Genomic DNA, 20,630 nt, shown 5'->3' on the forward strand with positions numbered 1-20,630 from the left:
GGTCCCCACATTTTTACTCGTCCAGTCTCACATGTGTCTGTCCGGGTTCAGAAAGGGCAGGGCCAACCCGCCCCCACCCGCCTCCCCGACCAAGCAAGTAGTATAGGGGCAAATGCGGGTAGCCCTTTTCATCACCTGCCTGGCGGACCAGTTCTATGCGGAAGCGGGGGTGGCCACGGTACGCCTCCTAAGGGCCCTGGGGGTGGAGGTGGACTTCCCCCAGGAGCAAACCTGCTGCGGCCAGCCCGCCTTCAACGCTGGCCACTGGAACGAGGCCCGGTCCTTGGCCCAGCGAACCCTAGGCATCTTCCAGGATGCCCAGTACGTGGTCCTGCCCTCGGGAAGCTGCGCCAGCATGGTGAAAAACCACTACCCAGAACTCCTTCCCGGGAACGGGGAAGCCCTGGGGCTTTCGGAGAAGGTCTACGAGCTCTCCCAGTTCCTGGTGCGGGTGTTGGGCGTGTCCGAGCTGGGAAAGGGGCTTTCTGGGAAAAAGATAGCCTATCACCACGGGTGCCATGCCCTCAGGGAGCTTGGGGTTAGGGAGGAACCCCTTCGCCTTTTGCAGAACGCCGGGGCCGAGGTCCTGCCCTGGGAGGCGGCGGAAGAGTGCTGCGGCTTTGGGGGGCTATTCTCGGTGAAGCTCCCCGAGGTCTCCCTGGCCATGGCCGACCGCAAGCTTTCCACCCTGCCCCAGGCGGAGGTGCTCACCTCCACCGATGCCGGGTGCCTCCTCCACCTTTCCGGACGAATGGGCCAACAGGGGAAAAACCTGCGGGTGGTTCCCCTGGCCACCCTCTTATGGGAGGCGTATGCAGGCTAAGGCCAAGCTCTACCCCAAGGAGGCAGCCAAGCTCTTAAGGGAAAAACCCGGGGTGCGGGAGGCGGTCACCGGGGCCACCCTGCACTTTGAGGAAGGCCGCAAGAAGGCCTACGGGGAAATAGACGCCGAGGCCTTTAGGGAAAGGGCCAAGAGGGTGAAAGACCACCTCCTCACCCATCTGGACCACTACTTGGAGCTGGCGGAAAAGCGCCTAAGGGAAAACGGGGTCCAGGTGCACTGGGCGGAAGATCCCCTGGACGCCCACCGCATCCTGAGGGAAGTGGTGGCCCGGCACGGGGTGAAGCGGGCGGTGAAGGCCAAGAGCATGCTCACCGAGGAGCTTGGGGTAAACCCCCTTTTGCAATCCCTGGGGGTGGAGGTCTTGGAAACCGACCTGGGGGAGTATCTGATTCAGCTCCTTGGCGAACCCCCCAGCCACATCGTGGGCCCGGCCATCCACCTGGCCCTTTCCGACATCCAAAGGCTCTTCCACCAGCGCTTCGGCACCCCCCTGAACGCCTCCCCCGAGGCCCTGGCCGCCGTGGCCAGGAAGGTCTTGCGGGATGCCTTCCTCACCGCCGAGCTGGGCATCAGCGGGGCCAACTTCCTGGTGGCGGAAACCGGCACCCTGGTCCTCATGGAAAACGAGGGGAATATCCGCCTTTCCACCAGCCTTCCCAAGGTGCACGTGGCCTTTGTGGGCATAGAAAAGCTCCTTCCCCGGCTTGCCGACCTTGCCCTCTTCCTGCCCCTCACCGCCCGGGCGGCCACGGGGCAGCGGCTTTCCACCTATGTTTCCCTCATCCAGGGCCCGGCGAAAGAGGGGGAGGAGGGCCCAGAGGAGGTGCACGTGGTCCTGGTGGACCACGGCCGCACCACCCTTCTCCACGACCCCGAGGCCTGGGAGGTGTTGCGTTGCCTCCGTTGCGGGGCCTGTCTCAACGCCTGCCCCGTCTACCGTCAAACCGGGGGGCACCCCTACGGCTACGTGTACTCGGGGCCCATCGGGGCGGTTTTGGACCCCGGGCTTTTGGGCCTCGAGGAGGCCTACCCCCTCCCCTACGCCTCCACCCTGTGCGGGGCCTGCTACGAGGCCTGCCCGGTGAAGATCCCCATCCCCAAGCTCCTCCTCACCTGGCGGAAGCGGGCGGTGGAGCGGGGCCTGGCCCCCATCTGGGAAAGAGGCGCCATCCAGGCCTTGGCCAAGGTGATGGAAAGCCCCACCCTCTACCGGCTCTTCTCCAAGGCCCTAAGGGGCCTCCCCCTGCCCCAGCACCTCCTTCCCCTGCTGCGCGCCTGGACGGAAGGGCGGGGCCCCCTAAAGCCAAGCCCTAGGCCTTTCCATGAACTTTGGAAGGAACTGGAGGCGGAGGATGGACGCTAGAACCCGCATCCTGAGCCGCATCGGGCACGCCCTCAAGGAACGGCCCAAGGCCCTTCTTCCCGAACACCCCCACGCCCCTCCCTCGGCAAACCCCCTGGACCTCTTCCTAAAGCGCCTGGCGGAAAACGGGGCCGAGGGCCACCTCCTGGGGGAAGAAAGGGCCAGGAAGCTCCTGGGAGAGCTCTCCCAAGGCCTCCCCGGGGCCGCCTATGGAAGGGGGGTTCCCGCCTCCTTCCGGCTCCTGCCCGAGCTTCCCCCCGAAGAGGCCCCCCTGGGCGTATCCTGGGCCCTTTTTGCCGTGGCGGAAACGGGCACCGTGGCCCTCTCCTCCGAGGACGGCCGGAGGGCCCAGCTTCTCCCCCCGGTCCACCTGGTCCTGGTGGAGGAAGGGCGGGTCTACCCTAGCCTCCTCGAGGCCCTCTTGGACCTGAAAGCCCTTCCCAGCGCCCTAGGCCTCCACTCCGGCCCCTCCAAAAGCGCCGACATTGGCCAGGTGATGGTGAAGGGGGTGCATGGCCCTGGGAGACTGGTGGTGGCCGTGCTTCAGGGCAGTTGGTAGGCGGGAGGCGGGGAAAGCCTCCTAAGGTTCAGGCGCAGCCCTCCCTCATCCCGCACGAAGATGGGCCACCACACGTAGCTGGCCCTGCCAGCGATGGCCTCCACGGGCACCGGGCCGAAGGTGCGGGAATCCTCCGAACCCCCCAAGGTGCGGTTATCCCCCATGACCAGGTAATACCCCTTCTTAAGCCGAATGCGCCCCACCTCGCAGGCCTCGGTGAGGCGGCTCCGGGCCAGGACCTCTTCCGAGGGAGGCAGGAGCATCTCCTTAAGGGGCCTTAGGTAGGCGGGCAGAAGCTCCACGGAAAAATCCCCCTGCTGGGTGAGGAGGCGGGTCATACGCCCGTCCTTGTAGCACACCCCCGGAAAGGAATCGGGCCAGGGGGCGATGCGGTCGGTGATGTGCCTTTCGTCCAGGGGTTTACCGTTGATGTACACCACCCCCCGCTCCACATAGACCTCATCCCCCGGCACCGCCACGATGCGCTTGATGAAGAAGGCCCGGAAGCTAAAGCCCAGGATGGGAAAGCGGGCGGTGGCGTTGGGAGTACCCTCGGGAGGTTTCAGAATGGCGATCTCTCCCCTTTTCCACTCCATCAGGCCAAAGCGCACCAGCCAGGTCTCCCACTTGGGAACCAATACCCGCTCCCCGTTTTGCAGGGTGGGAAACATGCTCTGCCCCACCACCCCCACGGTGGTGAAGACAAAGGTGGTGACCAAAAACGCCACCAACAGGGCTTCCCCCACCTGGCGGAACCACTCACGAAAAAGATAGTCCCAAAACGCCTTCATACCCCTCCTACTCTACTGGCTACGACCTCCTTGGCGGCTTTGCGCCCTGCCTCCACGATCTCCTCCAAGCGGCGGAAGTCCTCAATGCCCACCCCGGGCAGGCTGGGCCTCACGTACACCTCCGGGGCATAGAGGGTGAGGCGCACCGAGGTCAGGTGAAGCTGCATCAGGTCCACCGCCCGCCGGGCCAGGGCTAGAAGCCCCTTGGGGGCCTCCTCCACCCGGCGCTCGGGGGTCACGTCCACGGCATAGACCTCCCTGGCCCCTAGGAGGCGGGCGGCATCCACGGGAAGGTTGTCCAGGACCCCGCCGTCAAAAAGAAGCTGCCCTTCCCGCTCCACCGGGGCCAGAAGCCCCGGGTAGGCGGCCGAGGCCAGGACGGCGCTGGGCAGGTCCCCTTGGGTCAGGAAAAGAAGCCGCCCCGAGACCACGTCCACCGCGGTGACCGCCAGGGGCCTTTTAAGCTCCTCAAAACGCCCAGGCAGGTGCTCCGCCAAGAAATCCTTGAGCTTCTTGCGGGAAAAAATCCCCTCCCTGGGGGAGAAGCCCAAAAGCCCCAGCCAGGGAGTCTTGTGGGCGATGGCCAGCATCTCCGCCGGGGTCTTGCCTGCGGCGTAGAGCGCCCCCACGATGGCCCCCATGCTGCTTCCCGCCACCACCTGGAAGTCCAGGCCCGCCTCCAGGAAGACCTCGAGGGCCCCGATATGGGCCAGCCCCCTAGCCCCCCCACCGGATAGCGCCAAGCCGCGCACGCCCAAATCCTAACGGCTTCTGGGTGAAAGACGTGAGGGCTGGATATAGTGGAGGCGGTGAGCCTGGCGGGGAAGGTCCTTTTGAACCGATACCGGGTGGTGCGCCCCTTGGGCCGAGGAGCCTTGGCCACCGTCTACCTGGCCTTTGACCGCTATGGCACCCCCTACGCCCTCAAGGTCTTCCCCCGGGGGGCCGAGGCCAGGCGCAACCGGGAGCTTTGGGTGGGCCAAAGGCTTTCCCACCCCAACCTCAACCCGGTCCTGGAGAGCCTGGACCTGGAGGAAGGCCCTGCCCTCCTCTTGGCCTACGCCCCCGGGGAGGAGATGGGGCGCTGGATGCTCCGTAGGCCCGGCAGAAACCGGGCCCTTTTCGTCTTCCGCCAGCTCCTCATGGCCCTGGCCCACATGCACGGCAAGGGCCTGGTGCACCGCGACGTGAAGCCGGAAAACATCATTGTGGCGGGAACGGACGAGGCCAGGTTGGTGGACTTTGACCTCTCGGGGCCGGCCCTCGAGGCCTTCAAAAAACCCCTAAGGCTGGGCACCCTTCCCTACCTGGCCCCCGAACAGGTCCTGGGGCAAAGCCCCGGCCCTGAGGCTGACGTCTACGCCGCAGGCGTCATCTTGTACTGGATCCTTTCCGGAGAGCACCCTTTTGTGGGCGGGCCGGAGGAGGTCCTCCTCGGCCACCTCCAGGAACCCGTGCCCCCCATACCTGGGCTCGCCTCCCCAGAGCAAGCCTACTTGGAACGCCTCCTGGCCAAATCCCCCAAGGAGCGCTTCTCCTCAGCCAAGGAAGCTTTGGAGAACTTTCCCTTTTAAATGGCCGCTTGCCTAATGCTTTCCACCCTCCTGGGCTCCGCCCTCTTTGCGGGCCTGGGAGAGGTGGCGGCGGGAAGGCTTTTGGTGGAAGGGGGCCACCGGGCCCTAGTGGTGGCGCAAAGCGGCGCCCATGTCTTGGCGAAAGAGGAGGACTCCGCCCTTTACCGCCTCGCCCGTACCCCGGATGGCTATTTGGCCGTGGGCCATGTGGGCAAAGCCCTCCTTCAGGTGGGGCTGGACCAAACGGGAAAGCCCCTTTGGGCCAAGGCGGGAAGCCAGGGAATCCTTTGGGGCACGGATGGCCGTTTCGCCTGGGGAGGGTACCTGGGCCCGAAAGGCTGGGAAGCCCTGGTCTTGGACCTAGCCGAGGAACGGGCCTGGCGCCTCCCCCTCCCCGGCCAGGGGTACGCCTACGGGGGCCTGTACCGGCATGGCGTCCTTTTCCTGGTGGGGCGGGTGGAAGGGAAAGGAGGATTTGACGGCTTCCTCCTGGGCCTTCCGCTGGCCCGCCCCGGAGGGTGGGCCTATGGCTACCAAAGCGGCTGGCCGGGAAACGACTACCTCCGTTTCCTGGGGGAAAAGGGGGCGGTGGGGCGGTTAGAGGTGGCGGGGGACTCGGAAGGGCTTCTTCTGGACTGGGTGGGGTTGCTGCGGGGTGAGGCCCAGCTTTTCCGCCGGCCCGGCTTTGACTACCTTCGGGCCTGGCGGGGGTCCTTCCTGGTAGGGGAAGCCGAGGTAGAGGGGGTTCTACAAGGCCTTTGGCTCGGCCCGCAAAGTAGCCCCTCCAAAAGGGACCCAGGCCTTCGGTACGGCGGGGGTCCCATGGCCTCTTTGCGCGCCCTGGACCCCCCTCTCGCCTACGGGTACTCCTACCGTTCCCTCTTCCAGGGGGAGGGGCTTTTCCTGAACCTGGAGGGATCCGAGGGGGAGGTCCTGGCCTACCGCCTCGAGGCGCTCAAACTCCCCTGGCAGCCTCTCAAGTCCCAAGCGCTTCCCCTTCCCCTTTCCTGGAAACCCCTCCCTTGGAAAGGAGTGGCCGAACTCAAGGCCCAGCCCTGCCCCTAATCCCCGGTCAGATGAACCCTCACTTGGCATAGGCCCCGTTGGCCAAGAAGGTAAGGATACCCGCAAGAAGCCCCTGGGCCACCTTTTCCCGGTAAGCCGGGTCGGCCAACCTTCGCCCCTCCACGGGATGGTCCCCGAACCCGATCTCCACCAAGACCGCGGGTACTTTGGCATAGCGAAGGACGAAGAAATCGCCCGGGAAGGTCCCGCGGTAAGGGCTCCCTGTGGCCTGGGAAAGGTGCCGCCCCAAGGTCTCCGCCAGGCGCTGGCTATAGCGTTGGTTGGCCTGGGCTACGATATCGGAAAGGATCCTTTCCGCCACGGTGCGGGCCTCCTGGGTCAGGCGCCGCCCCAGCTCTCCCCCACCGTTTTCCCGGATCACCTGGGCCAGGATGCGGGAGTCCTGGGCCTGGCCAAAGTAAAAGGCCTCCACCCCCTGGGCGGTGCGGGTAGGGGTAGCGTTCACATGGATGGAGATGAACAGGTTCACCTGGGAACTATCGGCCATGGAGGCCCGCCGGGAGAGGTCCTCCCGCTTATCGGGGGAAAGATGCATATCCCGGTCCCGGGTGAGGCGCACTTCTATCCCCTCCCTCTCCAGAAGGCGCTTAAGGCGCAAGGCCACATCCAGCACCACTTCTTTTTCCACCACATGCCCCACCATCCCCGGGTCTATGCCCCCATGCCCCGGGTCCAGGAGGACCACGGGTTTCGGCGGCCTGGGAGGCCGGTTGCGGACGGGGTCCGAAGCGGGCTTGGCTGGGGAAGCAGCTTCCTTCTTGAGGATTAAGTCCACCACCAACCGGTCAGGGTCGGTATAGCGCACCACCTTGGCCTCCACCGGCCCTTTCAGGCGCACCACCACCCGCACCCCCTCCCCTTCCGGGATGGTCTGCACGGAAACCACCTCGGCCGAGTTCACCACCTGGTCCAAGGAGGCCCCCTTCACCCCCCTCAGGTTCAGCACAAGCTGACCGTTTTCTTGGGAAAGGCCGTACTGGACATCCCCCTGGGGCAGGTCAAAGACCAGGCGGGTAAAACCCTGGTGTACCCCCACCCGGGGAAAGGCCAAGGCCAGGTTCCATACCAAGGCGAAAACCAGGAGGAATACCCGCATCTACGCCCATTCTAGCGGGATAGATGAAAGCCTGGTAAAATCCGGCTCATGACCAAGAAGGTTGTGATCCACCATCTGGTAGGCCACCGCTTCCTGGGCATCAACGAACAAGGGGACAAGGTGATGATCGACGGGGACCAGCCCGCCACCGGCCCCCGCCCCATGGAGCTCCTCCTCATGGCCCTAGGGGCCTGCACCGCCTACGACGTGGTGGACATCATGAAAAAGAAAAAGCAACCCCTGGCCCGCTACCGGGTGGAGGTGGAGGGCATCCGGGCGGAAACCCATCCCAAGCGCTACACCCACATCACCATCACCCACATCGCTTCCGGACCCAACGTCACCTTGGAGGCCCTGGAGCGCGCCGCCCACCTTTCCCACACCAAATACTGTTCCGTTTCCGCCAGTCTCAATGCGGAAATCACCGTCAAGGTAGTGCTGGAACCCTGGGAAGAGGGACAGGAAGGCCAAGCTTAGCCCCATGCTCCTAGCCATTGACATCGGCAACACCTCCACCGTCTTAGGGGTCTTCTCCGGGGAGGACCTCATCGCCCACTTCCGCATCCACACCGACCGGATGCGCATGGAAAGCGAGTACCGGGTGGTGCTGCAAAACCTCTTCGCCCTGGAAAACCTCCCTCCCCCCAAGGCCGCCCTCCTCTCCAGCGTGGTGCCCCCGGTGGAAAGGGAGATGAAAGAGGCCATAGAGAAGCTTTTCGGCATCAAGGCCCGGGTGGTGGACGCCGAGGCCACGGGGCTGGAGGTGTGCATAGACAACCCCAAGGAAGCCGGCACCGACCGCCTGGTGAACGCCGTGGGAGCCTTGGGCTACCAAAGCCCCACCGGCCGCTACATTGTGGTGGACTTCGGCACCGCCACCACCTTTGACCTGGTGGAAGTTCCCAACCGCTACCTGGGCGGGGCCATCACCATCGGCCCCCAGACCGCTGCCGACGCCCTGGCCGCCCGCACTGCCAAGCTCCCCCGCATTGACCTGGTCCCCCCCGCCCGGGTGGTGGGCAAGAACACCTTGGATGCCCTGCGCTCGGGCTTGGTCTATGGCTACGCCGCTTTGGTGGAAGGCATGGTGCGCCGCTTCAAGATGGAAGCCGGGGAGGCCTTGGTGATCGCCACCGGCGGCTTTGCGGAAACCCTTAAGGACCTCTGCCCCTCCTTTGACGTGGTGGATGAGGACTTAACCCTCAAGGGGCTTCTGCGCATCCACAAGGGGCAAGGGTGAACCAGTACACCCACCGGCCTTCCTCAGGCAGGAGGGCGTAGCGGTGCCCCTCCACCCGGTAGCACCCCAGGTCCCGCCAAAGGCCAGGCCGTTCGCGGAGGAAAGCCCTAAAGGGGGTACCCTCCTGCTGGGCCAGAAGTAGCCGCAGGTTTCCCCCTATGGGCTCCTGGTTTCCCCGCTTACCCTCGCCCTGGTAGAGGATGCGGCCATCGGGCAAGAACACATTCCGGTACCCCGACTCCCCCCGGTCCACCAGAAGGCTCCGCTTTCCTATTCCCTTCCGGGTCCGGTGGTAGGCGAAGACCTCGCTCCAGCTTAAGCTTGACACCGCCCTTTCCCCCGGCTATCATCCTAAGTGCCCGGTCGGACGCCCCCGACCCGGCAACAACCCAAGGCCCCGTGGTGTAGTTGGTTAACACACCCGCCTGTCACGTGGGAGATCGCGGGTTCGAGTCCCGTCGGGGCCGCCAGGCCGAGGTAGCTCAGTTGGTAGAGCATGCGACTGAAAATCGCAGTGTCGGCGGTTCGATTCCGCCCCTCGGCACCACTTAGTAGAAGCCCCCGCCCTAGCTAGGGGCGGGGATCTTTTTGGAGACCTACCTAGGACAACGGTGCCGGTCCCTTTACGAACTGGTCTTTGCCACAATCTCCATGATCTCCAGGCGGTTCCCAAAGGGATCCAAGATATGCACCCGGCTATAGCCGTCTAGAGGCGGTTCGTCTCTGAAAACCGGATAGCCCGCCTGCTGACAACGGACCACCACCGCCTCCAGATCATCGGTGATCAAGGCCACGTGAGCCTTCCTGGCCGGACGAAAATCCTCCTCCACCCCAAGATGGATCCGTACCGGCCCCTCCGTAAACCACACCCCACCCCGAAGGGCGAGGCTGGCTGGCTTAGGGACTTCGCTGAGCCCCAGCACCCCGCAGTAAAAGGCCCGCGCACGTTCCTCGCCACCAGGAGGCATGGCGATCTGTACGTGATCTATGGCCAAGATGTGCACTTAAACATCTTAGCCGCCTTTGCTATACTAGGGGCCAAGGAGGTGGGAACCAGGAAGAAACCCTTTTAGATTCCGGGTGGGTATTCGGATAGAGCATTTTTCGGCGCAGAGAACCTTTATTTTAGGGTATTGCCGGTGAAATTTGCGGGGTGTGTTCAAGCTGGTGCATTGGTGGACTGTGAGGGCCTAGGCCCCGCAGTCGCCTTGTTTTTTTGAGGCCTTGTATTCCCCCCCAAACCCGGAAGGTTCCCCCTCACCCAACAGGGTACTACCCAGCTGGCCAGGGATGTGCTAAGCTGGGTAGTAAAAATCTGAATGTGTCCAAAAAATGTTGGGACAATAGCTATTTTTTCCCTTTCCATACCTATTCTTTCCCTCTTGACAGTGTTGACCGACCCCTCTAAAGTGAAAAACAAGCAAACGGGGCCAACCCCCCGGAAGCTTTAGGAAAAGGAGGGATGAAGATGAAGAAGCTGATCGCTAAGGTTCTGGCGCTTCTCGGCTCTCTGGTGGCTTTGGGACTGGCGGCTGGAGCATCTACGCACTGGAAGTAAAAACGGCCACAAGCTGGCCGTTTTTTCCTTTTGGCCCCCAACCTTGGGGGCCTTGTGCTATCCTTAGGCCAGTATGCTGCAAAGGCTCCGGCGCCTGGAACTCCCCCCGCCCCGGGTGTTGGCCTTTATCCTGGGTGTTTTCACAACCTTCCTATTGCTGGAAGGCTACCTCATTCTGCACCATGGCTTCCACCTTCCCCCAGCTGGCCTCACCTGGTTTGACCTCCTTTTTTGGGCAGGGCTGGTCTTCTGGAGCGTGCGGGTGGAAATCCGCCTACCCCTAAACGCCAGCATGAGCCACCTTTTCCTCTTTGCCCTAGCCTTGGTCGTCCTATTTCCCCCTTGGCTTGCCCCCCTTTGGGTCTTTCTCTTCCAACCTAGCGACAACGTTTGGTACAAACAGCTCTTCAACCGCTCCCAAGATACTCTGGCCACCGTTGCTGCAGCCTTGGTATGGAGGTTTTTCCAAACTAACCCGCTTTACCTTGGGAAGCTGGAGCTAACGGATGTTATAGGTATTGGCCTAGCTTCAGTTACCTTCTTTGTTGTCAATACCGGTTTGGTTACCCTGGTGATTCACCTAAGCAACGGCACCCCATTCCGAGAAATCTGGCGTAAGAACTATGGCTGGCTAGCAGCCAGCTACTTTCTCCTCTCCCCCATAGCCCTCCTCCTGGCCCGGGCCTATGAAACCCCCCTTCTGGGCGGCTGGGGGGGCTGGACGGTTCTTCTCTTCTTAATCCCCATCTACTATAGCCGCTATTTTTGGGACGAGAAGGTGCGGCTGGAGCAGGCCTTTGACGCCACCTTGGAGGTTCTCATGCACGCCCTCGAGGCCAAGGAAAAGGAAACCCGCCTGCACTCGGAACGTGTGGCCGATATCGCTTCTGACATAGCGCGGGCTTTGTACCAGGACGAGGCCAAAGCCCAAGAGATCTACCGGGCTGCCCGGCTCCACGACATCGGCAAAATCGGCATTCCAGAAGCCCTCCTCCTAAAGCCGGATAAGCTCACACCCCAGGAGTACGAGATTGTGCAAAGCCACACCACCAAAGGGGTGGAGCTCCTGAAACCCGCAGCAAAGGTGGCCTTCGGCCCCTTGGTCTACAACGTCATCCAGCACCACCACGAGCGCTGGGATGGCCGGGGCTACCCCAAAGCCCTTGCCGGGCACGAAATCCCCGAAGAGGCCCGCATCGTAGGCCTAGCTGACGCCTACGAGGCCATGACCGCGGGCCGCCCCTACCGGCCCGCCAAATCCTCGGAGGAGGCCCTACAGGAAATCCAGGACCTTTCCGGCATCCAGTTTGACCCCAAGCTGGTCAAGCTCTTTACCCAGCTTTGGCACGCGAACCCCTTGTGGCGCGACCGCGAAGCCTACCTTAAGGCAAAGGAGGGACCCTTATCACACTCTACCTGGCCGCAGCCCTATTCGGAATCGGCCTCGCCCTCGCCCTCGGAGCCAGACCCAAGGACCTCGGCGGAATAGAGCTAAGGGCGCCTTGGGCCTTCCTCCTGGCCGCCTTGGCAGAGGGGGGCTTGGCCTATGGTACCTACCGGGGTCTCTTCCAACCGGAGTGGGCCGGGCCTTTGGCCAAGACGCTGGTCCTCGCACTGGTGGGCTATGGCCTTTACCAAAACCGGCACCTCAAAAGCCTCTACCTGGTCCTCCTGGGTCTAGCCTTGAATACGCTGGTTATCTTTGCCAACGGAGGCCACATGCCGGTCAGCCTAGATGCCTTAAAAAAGGCGGGCATTGAGGGCTGGGAGGAGCTTCTAAAAACCAGGGGCGACGCCGTCCATACCCTCCTGGACGAGTCCACCCGCCTCCCCTTCCTGGGGGATGTTATCGCCCTTCCCCCTTTGCGCAAGGCGGCCAGTTTAGGAGACCTCTTCGTCCTGGCGGGCATAGCCGGGGTGGTGGTGGAAGGAGCCTTAAGGGCCAGTGGGAGACGGCTTCCCAGGCGCCAGGCGGCCCTACGGGTTTTGACCCTGCTCCTTGGAGTCCTCATCCTCCTCGCCCTACGGGCCTAAGGCCAAAAGCCCTCGTCCCTATGGGCAAGAGTGGTGTAGTGTATATTCCCAAGGGGGCTTGCTCCCAAGTTCGGAGGCAACATGGCGTACCGCATCTGCTTGATTGAAGGGGACGGCATCGGCCACGAGGTGGTGCCCGCGGCCAGGAAAGTTCTGGAAGCCACCGGCTTACCCATAGAGTTTGTGGAGGCCGAGGCGGGCTGGGAGACCTTTGAGCGAAGAGGGGTTTCTGTCCCCGAGGAAACTGTGGAAAAAATCCTTTCCTGCCAGGCCACCCTTTTTGGCGCCGCCACCAGCCCCACCAGGAAAGTGCCGGGCTTCTTTGGTGCCATCCGCTACCTCAGGCGCAGGCTGGACCTTTACGCCAACGTGCGTCCGGCCAAAAGCCGGCCCGTACCAGGAAGCCGAAGCGGGGTGGACCTCATCATCGTGAGGGAGAACACCGAAGGCCTCTACGTGGAACAGGAGCGGCGCTATCTGGACGTGGCTATTGCCGATGCGGTGATCTCCAAGAAGGCCAGCGAGCGCATCGGGCGGGTGGCCTTGAAGCTGGCGGAAGGCCGGCCCAGGAAAACCCTGCATATCGCCCACAAAGCCAACGTGCTCCCCATAACCCAGGGGCTTTTCCTGGACACAGTACGGGAAATAGCTAAGGATTATCCCTTGGTAAATGTGCAGGACATCATCGTGGACAACTGTGCCATGCAGCTGGTCATGCGCCCCGAGCGCTTTGACGTGATCGTCACCACCAACCTTCTCGGGGATATCCTTTCCGACCTCACGGCGGGCCTGGTAGGGGGCCTGGGCCTGGCCCCTTCCGCCAACCTGGGGGATACCACCGCCCTCTTTGAACCCGTGCATGGCTCCGCCCCCGACATCGCCGGCAAGGGGATCGCCAACCCCACGGCGGCCATCCTCTCCGCCGCCATGATGCTGGAGTACTTGGGGGAGAAGGAAACCGCCAAAAAGGTAGAGAAGGCGGTGGACCTGGTGCTGGAAAAGGGCCCCCATACCCCAGACCTGGGTGGGACCGCCACCACGGAAACCTTCACCAAGGCGGTGGTGGAGACGCTTAAGGCCCTCTGAGGTTTGGGTCCAAGCGCCCCTCGAGGCCCTGTCCTCGAGGGGGTGGGCGTTTTTTGGCCCTGACTGGGTCTAGAATGAAGAGGGCATGGTGGCAATCACCCCCTCGGTATTCCAGGCAAAGGCGTGTATACTGCCATTAGGCTCGCCTATGCCTTAGGCTCTGAGTTAAGGAGGCAACGTGTTTTCGGGTTTTAGCCAGCTATTCAAACCCCGCGTGGAGGCGCTGGGCCTGGAAATTGGCGCCGCCAACTTAAAGCTGGTGGAGCTCTCTGGGAACCCCCCCACCCTGAGAGCCGTGGCTAGCCGGCCCCTCGCCCCAGGGATGTTGGTGGAAGGGGTAATCGCTGAGCCCCAGGCCCTAGCCCAAGAGCTTAAGGAGCTTTTGGCGGAAGCCAAGGTGCGCAAGCGCTATGTGGTCACCGCTGTGCCCAATCCCAGCGTTATCCTCCGCACCCTGCAGGTACCCAAGATGCCCCTTAAGGAAATGGAGGAGGCGGTGCGCTGGGAGGCGGAGCGCTACATCCCCTTCCCCATCGACGAGGTGGTGCTGGATTTTGCTCCCTTGGACCCCCTGGCCGAGGCAGCCGAGGGGGAGCAGGTGGAGGTGATGGTGGGAGCTGCCCGGCAGGAAGCGGTGGCTTCCCTGCTGGAGGCCCTGCGGGGTGCCGGCCTGACCCCCATTGTCCTGGACGTAAAACCCTTTGCCGGGCTCTATCCCCTGGAGGCCCAGCTCACCAGCGACCCGGAAGGGGTTTCCGTGGCCGTGGAGATCGGGGCGGAAAGTACCAGCCTGGTCCTCCTTAAGGGAGACCGCCCCTTGGCGGTGCGGATCCTCACCCTTTCGGGGAAGGACTTCACCGAGGCCATCGGTAAAAACTTCGGCCTGGACTTCCTCACCGCCGAGGAGGTGAAGCGCACCTACGGCTTGGCCACCATCCCCACCGAGGACGAGGAGCTTCTTCTGGACTTTGACGCCGAACGGGAGCGGTACAGCCCTGCCAAAATCTACGACGCCATCCGCCCCGTTCTGGTGGAGCTCACCCAGGAGATCCGGAGGAGCTTGGAGTTCTTCCGGGTGCAACTGGGGGATGTGCAACCCGAGGTGGGGTACCTCTACGGCGGGGGGAGCCGGCTTCGGGGTCTCGCCACCCTCCTCACGGATACCCTGGGGGTCAACTTCACTGTCCCCGACCCCTGGCAAGGCGTCCAAGTGGACCCCAAGCGCTTTGATCTGGAGAAGTTGAAGGAGCTGGGCCCGGAGTTTATGGTGCCCGTGGGCCTGGCCCTAAGGGGGGTGATGCCCTTTGATTAGGCTTAATCTCCTCCCCAAAAACCTGCGCCGGCGCGTGGAACCGGGCTGGTGGCGCCTGGCAGCAGGAGCCTTCGCCCTGGTGGTGCTTTCGGTACTGGGAATCCTCCACTACGGAGCGTATACGGAGCTTAACCAAACCAAGGCGGAGCGGGACGCCCTCAGGGCCGAGGTGGAGGCCCTGAGACCCTTCATCGCCGAGCAAAACCGCTTGGAGCAGGAAAGGAAGGCCCTCGAGGCCCTCCTGGCCATCCGGGAAGGGCTGAAGAAGAGCTTTGTCCCGTGGTCGGATTATCTGGCCACCTTCATCCGCCAGATTCCCCAAGAAGGGGGGCGGCTTCCCGTGGCCCTGCGCTCTGTGGGCACCCGGGCCATACCGGAAGACGAGGCCACCCGGATGGCCCAGGCAGGCACCTTTGACGGCAAGCGGGTGCGGGTGGAGTTCACCGTACAGGGGGAGGCGCTAAACCAAAACGCCCTAGTGAGCTTCGTGCGGGCCTTTGAAACCTCCCCCCGCTTTGGCATAGAGTTCCAAGGGGCTTCCTTGGACCAGAACCGGGGGCTTTACACCTTCAGCGCCCGGGTGGGCTTGGTGGGGGGTGAGGAAAGTGCTCGCTAGGCTGGGACAGCGGGAATGGGCCCTGATCGCCATCGCCCTCACCCTGGTGGTGGCCCTTCTCTGGTACTTCCTTCTCATCGTCCCCATGCGCCAGGAAACGGAAACCGTGCGCCAAGAGATTGAGAGGCTCATCCCTGAGCGGAATAGGGGGCGCCAGGCCCAGCGGGCCCTGCCTGAACTCCGGGCGGCCATCGCAGAATTGCAAGCGGAGCGCCAGGCCTTCCTCAGGGCCCTTCCCCGAGAAGAACGCCTGGCCCAGGTCTTGAACGAGATCCTGACGGAGGCCCTGCGAAGCGGGGTCACGGTACGCTCCTTCACCCGCTCCCCCACCTCGGCCCCGGTACCCGAGGTGCGGGCGGTGAACCTGGCCCTCTCCCTCGAGGCGCCTTTCCCCGAAACCTATGCCTACCTGAAGCGCCTAGAACAGCTTTCCCGCTTTAGCTCTCTTTCCGGGGTTAACCTCAGCGTCCAAGGTCAGGACGTAAACCCCCTTCTCTCCACCAGCTTGACCCTAACCCTCTACGTGCTGGCCAAGGACCTCGGCCAGCCTGAAGGCGCTACCCAGACGCAAGGAGCTCCATCGCCTCCAGGGGCACAAGGAGGTGGTCGGTGAAATCCCTTCTCCCACGCCTGGTCGAGGCCTGGCGGAACCTACCCCAGTCCACCAAGCTCCTTTTGGCGGGCCTCCTCTTGGTGAGCGCCGTGGCCATCTGGTACGTGGGCTTCTACTTGCCCGCCCAGGTGCCCGCTGTGGCCGAGCCCATCCCTGTCCCTGCACCCCAGACTACCCCCAAGGCCATAGAGGCACCTCCCATCCCTCCCCTCCAGGCGGAGCCTCAAGCCACGGCCACCCCGCCCTCTCCAGGACCCACACCCCCTAAGGCCCAGGCGGAAAGGCCCCAGGCCACGGAAGCCGCAAAGGCCCGAGCCCCGGTGCTGGTGCCGCAACCCCAAAAGGAAGCTCCCCTCCCCAATCCCTTCGTGCCCTTGGTGGTGGAGGCCCCACCCCCTGCTCCCCTGTCCACCCCTACCCCAGCCCCCAGACCCCAGCCCGTGCCCACAGGAGCCCCTGTACGGGTGAGCCCGGGAACCCCCTTGCCCGCCCCCACCGTGGCCCAAACGCCACCCCGACCCCTTCCTGGGAGCCAAGGGGCCCTGCCTGCTCCCAAGGTGCTGGCGCCAGCCTTCCGGGCGGAAACACCCAAGGCTGAGTTGGAAGCCCCTCCCATCCTCACCCCACCGGCGGGGCTTGTGGAAGCCCCCTTGCCCGCCCCCACATCGGAGGAGAAGGCCGGACCCACCCCCTCCGCACCCCTCACGCCCCCCAAGACCCCCTTGCAAACCCTGGTGGAGGAAAGGGGCCTCAAGCTAGCAGGCACGCTTCTAGGCCCGGTGAGCGTGGCCATCCTGGAAAGCAAGGAGGGGTACCTGGTGTTACCCGTGGGCAGCCTCCTGCCGGGTAGCGAAGCGGTGCTCCGGCGCATTGAAAGCGACCGGGTGGTTTTGGTACTAAAGGATGAAAGCCTTGAGATTTCTCTAGAAAGAATGCAAGCAGGAGGTGGTCAGTGAGAAAGGCTCTTATAAAACTTATGATCCCCGGCCTTATGGCCCTAGGCATGGGGGCCCTGGCGGGAAGCCTGCCCCAGGAACCCCGTTTTGAGGCCAAGGTGGACCTAAAGGTTTCCGAAAGCCAGATTCGGGCCGGGCTCACCCTGCCCTTGGACGTGGTCCTGGAGGCCCTGGCCCGAAGCGTGGGTCTCCAACCCCTCATATACCGGGCCTACGACCCCACGGGCGACCCCACCAAGGCCCAGCCCCCCTTGCCCAACATTAAGCTGGACTTCCAGGGTAAGCCCTTCCGGGAGGTCTGGGACCTCCTCTTCGCCACCTATGGCACCCAGTTCAACCTGGATTACCTTCTCCTGCCCCCAGATGTGGTGGTGGTGGCCCCCACCCAGGTGATCACCGCCTTGGTGGATGCGCCAAGCCGCACCGGGGCCATGGAGCGGAAGCCCTACCTGGTGGCCATCCCCGAGATCGCCTACCGGCGCACGGAAACCGATGCCCAGGGGCAAACCCGTACCCTGGTGAACATAGAAGGGGCCAAAGCCTGGGTGCAAAACGACCTCCTCCCCTTCCTCTCCCGGGAAGCCTCGGGGCTTAGCGTGAACTGGATCGTGGTGGAGGAAGGCGGCAAGCTCAGGGCTCTCCTCTCGGTCCTGGCCACCCCTGAGCAGCACACCCGCTTCTCCGATATCCTCCAGCGGGCGGGGATTGACTTCCGCCCCCTGCCCGCCCTCACCTTGCCCAAGCCCCGGGTGGAGCGGACCTACACCCTCACCCACGCCACCTTCCCCGAACTCCTCGCCTTTTTGCAAAACCAGGTTCCTAATGCCCAGATCGCCCCTGTGCCCACGGATCCCAAAAGGGCCCTCATCACCGCCACCGAGGAGGACCACGCCCGCCTCAGTGAGCTCCTCAAAACCGCCGACGTGCCCAAGCCCACTCCGGTGGTGCGCAAGGTCTACCCCCTGCAAAACCTCACCTTCTCCGAGGCCCAGGAACGGCTGAAACCCCTCTTGGAAAGGGAGCACAGGGGAGCCCGCCTCGAGGCCATCCCCGGAAACCCCAAAGCCCTCCTCCTAGAGGCCACCGAGGCCGACCAGGCCCTCTTCGCTGAGCTCCTCAAGGCCGCCGACGCGCCCAAAGTGGTGCGCAAGGTCTACCCCCTGCAAAACCTCACCTTCTCCGAGGCCCAGGAACGGCTGAAACCCCTCTTGGAGAGGGAGCTCAGGGGAGCCCGCCTCGAGGCCATCCCCGGAAACCCCAAAGCCCTCCTCTTAGAGACCACCGAGGCCGACCAGGCCCTCTTCGTTGAGCTCCTTAAGGCCGCCGACGTGCCTCCCCAGGTGGCCCCGCCCACCCCAGAGGCCACGGTGCGCCGGCTCTATCCCTTGCGCTTCGCAGACGCTGAGAAGGTGGCCCCCTTCCTGGCCCGGGAGGTGCCGGGGATCGTGGTGCAGACGGTGCCCGGGCAGCCTGTGCTTTCCGTGCGGGGCACGGAAAGGCAATTGGCCGAGGTGGAAACCCTCCTGGCCCAGATTGACCGAGCCCCTGAGCAGGGTCCGCCCATCTTCCAACGCTCCTACCAGCTCTCCAACGCCAAGGCCTCGGAGCTGGCCAAGGTGCTCCAGGAGGCCTTGCAGGCCCGGCAGGCCCAAGGCCAGGGTCCAGCGCAACCCCAAACCCAAACCCCAGGACGCCAGGCCACGGTGGTGGCGGACGAGCGCACCAACACCCTGATCGTCACGGGCACGCAGGAAGACCTAGCTCTGGTGGAAGGCCTCATCCCCAAACTGGACCAGGCGGTGCCCCAGGTGAACCTAAGGGTGCGCATCCAGGAGGTGCAGTCCAACTTCACCCGCAACCTGGGCCTGAAGTGGAACACCATTGCCGGCGGTAATGTGGCGGCCAGCATCCTGGATTCAGGGCTTTCCCTCATCTTTGATAGCACCCGGAGCCTGGCGGCTTTGAACATCCTCGCTACCCTCGAGGCCCTCCAGCGCCAAGGCCTTTCCCGGGCCCTAAGGGATGTGAACCAGACCGTGCTCAACAACCAGACCGCCCGCCTGCAGTCCGGGGAAACCTTCCTCATCCGCCGAGTGTTGGACAACCGGGTGGAGCGGGTGCCCTTTGACATCGGCATCATCGTGGAGGTTACCCCCCAGATCACCGCCGACGGGCAGATCCTTCTCAACATCAAGGCGGAGGTTTCCGGAAATGTCCAGCGCAACCCCGTGGACGGGGATGTGGACCGTTTCACCAAGCAGGTGGTGACCACCACCTTACGGGTGCGGGACGGGCAGACGGTGGTCCTAGGGGGCCTCACCTCCCAGGAGAACAACCAAGTGCAACAGGGAGTCCCCCTCCTCATGGACATCCCCTTGATCGGCGAGCTCTTCAAGCAAAGGAGCCAGGAGACCACCGACCGGGAGCTTCTGGTGGTCATCACCGCCGACATCGTCAAGGAAACCGCAAGCCGCTAGCCTCCATAGAGCGCCAGGGGAGCTAGGGTCCGCGTTCCCCTGGCCTTATGCTCCAGGCCACCTAGGGCGACGCTTTCCTCCCCTGAGGAAGGCCCCCATAGGCTGGAGAGCCTTGGGGAAGGGGCCATGGCCACCCTTCCCAGGCCCACGATCGCCCTGGAGAGGCCTATGACCTCCCTGGAAAACCGCATGCACCCTTGGTCGCGTGAGGCGGAAGCCTAAGGAGGAGGCGAAGGCGCTGGACATAGGCCCACCCGGCAGATAACCCGCCTGCGGCAGGGGCTAGGGGAAAACCTTGACACCCCCTTCAACCCCATAACGCTCTACCCCGGTGCCCTGGCCCTCATCCTGGCCCTGCTGTCTTTGGGCGTTAACCTTTCTAGGTTGACAAACTCTTTTTTTTCTAAAATCAAAATGGAGGTGGTAACAATGCGGGCCTTGATCTTGCTGACCCTCCTTGCCCTCCTCCTTTCCGGGTGGGAAACCCCCAGGACAGAAGCCCAAACCAACCCCCGGCCGAATCCGGATGGCTGGGTGGAGCTGGCCCCCGGGATCCGCTACAAGCTGAGGGAGGGAGGTGTCTCGCTGGAATACAACCCTCCCCTCTTCACCGCCGAAGGGGTGGCGAAGTTTGAAAGGTTTGCCCAAGAACAGATGGGCAAGGCCACCACGGAGGAGGAGAGGCAGTCCTGGGAAAGGGAGGTCGCGTGGGTAAAAGGGCAGCACGCCATCTGGTCGGACGAGGACCTGGTGGTCAACGCCTTGGAGTTCGCCTTTCTCAGCCGGTTTCCCCTCCCCCTGGACGAGGCCAACCGCCAGGCGTTGCGGGCCAAGCTTAAGGAGGCTGTTCGCCTCCTAAAACAGGGGGTGGGCCCCCAAAGCCTACCCGAACCCAAACTTCCCCCTCAGCTTCAGACACCTGATGGGGGCATGTAGTGGGGCTGGACACCCTCCCCATCCTCCTCCGGAGTCTCACCCTTCGGTCCCTCCTTCCCTCCTGTGACCTGGCGGCCTCTGCCCTGCCCACCACCGCTTCACCGGGAGCCAAAGCCTACGCCACAGCCTCTTGTAGCCCGGACGTTCTCATTTGGGGTAGCATGGAATCCCGGACCGCGGCACGGGGTAGCCAATGGGATTTTTGCTACGACTCAGGGTGGCCCTTTTCCCGGTGCATGCGTGTGGCTTACGCCAACACGGGCTGCAACAGTGGCGCTTGGGCAGGCTACTATTACCAGCTAGCGTAGAACTTTAGGATTTATTCCCAAAGGAGATCCGCTTTCAACAGCCGCTGCCGATAGCGTGGGGGTTTCCTATACCTTCCTATCCTCCCTATCCAGGGCCTTCAGCACGGCACGACTCCCCCGCGGCAACCCTTACAGAAAAGGGGGGTGTGGGTGGCCATAATCCCCCGGTTTTGAAACCGGG

At 63.6% G+C, this 20,630-nt stretch carries 21 protein-coding genes and 2 tRNA genes; 18 read left to right on the top strand and 5 right to left on the bottom strand.

Features of this window, described 5'->3' with window-relative positions:
- Positions 1 to 112 precede the first annotated feature (112 nt).
- Genes L0D16_RS10535 through L0D16_RS10545 form a run of 3 tightly spaced genes read left to right on the top strand, consistent with a single transcriptional unit; the run spans position 113 to position 2,766 of the window.
- Entirely contained in the window at positions 113 to 823 is a 711-nt protein-coding gene (locus L0D16_RS10535; RefSeq protein ID WP_243031869.1) for a (Fe-S)-binding protein, read from the top strand.
- Positions 813 to 2,207 (top strand): LutB/LldF family L-lactate oxidation iron-sulfur protein, encoded by a 1,395-nt coding sequence (locus L0D16_RS10540; protein ID WP_243031870.1) that lies wholly within the window; start codon positions 813 to 815, stop codon positions 2,205 to 2,207. The genes L0D16_RS10535 and L0D16_RS10540 overlap by 11 nt, the downstream gene beginning before the upstream one ends.
- Positions 2,197 to 2,766 carry a LutC/YkgG family protein gene (locus L0D16_RS10545; RefSeq protein ID WP_243031871.1) on the top strand — a complete coding sequence of 190 codons (570 nt, stop codon included), beginning with the start codon at positions 2,197 to 2,199 and terminating at the stop codon, positions 2,764 to 2,766. The genes L0D16_RS10540 and L0D16_RS10545 overlap by 11 nt, the downstream gene beginning before the upstream one ends.
- Here L0D16_RS10545 and lepB read toward each other — a convergent pair.
- Together lepB and L0D16_RS10555 are read right to left on the bottom strand one after the other, a co-directional pair.
- On the bottom strand, positions 2,751 to 3,557 hold the full coding sequence (gene lepB, locus L0D16_RS10550; protein WP_243027623.1) for a signal peptidase I: 807 nt from the start codon (positions 3,555 to 3,557) through the stop codon (positions 2,751 to 2,753). The genes L0D16_RS10545 and lepB overlap by 16 nt on opposite strands.
- Entirely contained in the window at positions 3,554 to 4,309 is a 756-nt protein-coding gene (locus L0D16_RS10555; protein WP_243031872.1) for a patatin-like phospholipase family protein, read from the bottom strand. Before L0D16_RS10555 ends, lepB begins: the two co-directional genes overlap by 4 nt.
- A 48-nt stretch (positions 4,310 to 4,357) precedes the next feature.
- Between L0D16_RS10555 and L0D16_RS10560 the strand changes: the two genes are divergently transcribed.
- Positions 4,358 to 5,131 (top strand): serine/threonine-protein kinase, encoded by a 774-nt coding sequence (locus L0D16_RS10560; RefSeq protein ID WP_243031873.1) that lies wholly within the window; start codon positions 4,358 to 4,360, stop codon positions 5,129 to 5,131.
- Between the two features lie 15 nt (positions 5,132 to 5,146).
- Complete coding sequence (locus tag L0D16_RS10565; RefSeq protein WP_243031874.1) at positions 5,147 to 6,196, top strand: hypothetical protein; 1,050 nt, start codon at positions 5,147 to 5,149, stop codon at positions 6,194 to 6,196.
- A 19-nt stretch (positions 6,197 to 6,215) separates the two neighbouring features.
- On the opposite strand, the gene L0D16_RS10570 is transcribed toward L0D16_RS10565, so the two are convergent.
- On the bottom strand, positions 6,216 to 7,313 hold the full coding sequence (locus tag L0D16_RS10570) for an N-acetylmuramoyl-L-alanine amidase (RefSeq protein WP_243031875.1): 1,098 nt from the start codon (positions 7,311 to 7,313) through the stop codon (positions 6,216 to 6,218).
- Between the two features lie 48 nt (positions 7,314 to 7,361).
- Here L0D16_RS10570 and L0D16_RS10575 point away from each other — a divergent pair, with 48 nt between their 5' ends.
- On the top strand, positions 7,362 to 7,790 hold the full coding sequence (locus L0D16_RS10575; protein WP_243031876.1) for an OsmC family protein: 429 nt from the start codon (positions 7,362 to 7,364) through the stop codon (positions 7,788 to 7,790).
- Between the two features lie 4 nt (positions 7,791 to 7,794).
- On the top strand, positions 7,795 to 8,553 hold the full coding sequence (locus L0D16_RS10580; RefSeq protein WP_243031877.1) for a type III pantothenate kinase: 759 nt from the start codon (positions 7,795 to 7,797) through the stop codon (positions 8,551 to 8,553).
- On the opposite strand, the gene L0D16_RS10585 is transcribed toward L0D16_RS10580, so the two are convergent.
- A complete protein-coding gene (locus tag L0D16_RS10585) occupies positions 8,516 to 8,881 on the bottom strand; it encodes an SRA domain-containing endonuclease (RefSeq protein ID WP_243031878.1) in 366 nt (121 codons plus the stop codon). The genes L0D16_RS10580 and L0D16_RS10585 overlap by 38 nt on opposite strands.
- A 65-nt stretch (positions 8,882 to 8,946) precedes the next feature.
- Here L0D16_RS10585 and L0D16_RS10590 point away from each other — a divergent pair.
- Both L0D16_RS10590 and L0D16_RS10595 read left to right on the top strand, forming a co-directional pair.
- Positions 8,947 to 9,023: transfer RNA gene (locus L0D16_RS10590), tRNA-Asp, on the top strand.
- A gap of 1 nt (position 9,024) precedes the next feature.
- Positions 9,025 to 9,100, top strand: a tRNA-Phe gene (locus L0D16_RS10595).
- Between the two features lie 76 nt (positions 9,101 to 9,176).
- On the opposite strand, the gene L0D16_RS10600 is transcribed toward L0D16_RS10595, so the two are convergent.
- A complete protein-coding gene (locus L0D16_RS10600) occupies positions 9,177 to 9,557 on the bottom strand; it encodes a VOC family protein (RefSeq protein WP_243031879.1) in 381 nt (126 codons plus the stop codon).
- A 627-nt stretch (positions 9,558 to 10,184) separates the two neighbouring features.
- Here L0D16_RS10600 and L0D16_RS10605 point away from each other — a divergent pair.
- The 9 genes from L0D16_RS10605 to L0D16_RS10645 all read left to right on the top strand — a co-directional run bounded on the left by L0D16_RS10605 (position 10,185) and on the right by L0D16_RS10645 (position 20,141).
- On the top strand, positions 10,185 to 11,600 hold the full coding sequence (locus L0D16_RS10605; RefSeq protein WP_243031880.1) for an HD-GYP domain-containing protein: 1,416 nt from the start codon (positions 10,185 to 10,187) through the stop codon (positions 11,598 to 11,600).
- Between the two features lie 50 nt (positions 11,601 to 11,650).
- Positions 11,651 to 12,145, top strand: a complete 495-nt coding sequence (locus tag L0D16_RS10610; protein WP_243031881.1) for a DUF5317 domain-containing protein — start codon at positions 11,651 to 11,653, stop codon at positions 12,143 to 12,145.
- Positions 12,146 to 12,226: 81 nt separating this feature from the next.
- Positions 12,227 to 13,231 (top strand): homoisocitrate dehydrogenase, encoded by a 1,005-nt coding sequence (locus tag L0D16_RS10615; protein WP_243031882.1) that lies wholly within the window; start codon positions 12,227 to 12,229, stop codon positions 13,229 to 13,231.
- 178 nt (positions 13,232 to 13,409) lie between these two features.
- Positions 13,410 to 14,543: a type IV pilus assembly protein PilM gene (gene pilM / locus L0D16_RS10620; RefSeq protein WP_243031883.1), complete on the top strand. Its 1,134-nt coding sequence runs from the start codon at positions 13,410 to 13,412 to the stop codon at positions 14,541 to 14,543.
- Positions 14,536 to 15,159, top strand: a complete 624-nt coding sequence (locus L0D16_RS10625; RefSeq protein WP_243031884.1) for a flagellar protein FliT — start codon at positions 14,536 to 14,538, stop codon at positions 15,157 to 15,159. Before pilM ends, L0D16_RS10625 begins: the two co-directional genes overlap by 8 nt.
- Positions 15,149 to 15,772: a type IV pilus inner membrane component PilO gene (locus L0D16_RS10630; RefSeq protein ID WP_243031888.1), complete on the top strand. Its 624-nt coding sequence runs from the start codon at positions 15,149 to 15,151 to the stop codon at positions 15,770 to 15,772. Before L0D16_RS10625 ends, L0D16_RS10630 begins: the two co-directional genes overlap by 11 nt.
- On the top strand, positions 15,769 to 16,728 hold the full coding sequence (locus tag L0D16_RS10635) for a competence protein (protein ID WP_243031885.1): 960 nt from the start codon (positions 15,769 to 15,771) through the stop codon (positions 16,726 to 16,728). The genes L0D16_RS10630 and L0D16_RS10635 overlap by 4 nt, the downstream gene beginning before the upstream one ends.
- A 20-nt stretch (positions 16,729 to 16,748) precedes the next feature.
- A complete protein-coding gene (locus tag L0D16_RS10640; protein WP_243031886.1) occupies positions 16,749 to 19,205 on the top strand; it encodes a secretin N-terminal domain-containing protein in 2,457 nt (818 codons plus the stop codon).
- Between the two features lie 414 nt (positions 19,206 to 19,619).
- Positions 19,620 to 20,141 (top strand): hypothetical protein, encoded by a 522-nt coding sequence (locus L0D16_RS10645; protein WP_243031887.1) that lies wholly within the window; start codon positions 19,620 to 19,622, stop codon positions 20,139 to 20,141.
- The last annotated feature ends 489 nt before the right edge of the window (positions 20,142 to 20,630 follow it).

Origin of the sequence: Thermus altitudinis (genome assembly GCF_022760835.1) — a bacterium.
Lineage (GTDB): Bacteria > Deinococcota > Deinococci > Deinococcales > Thermaceae > Thermus > Thermus altitudinis.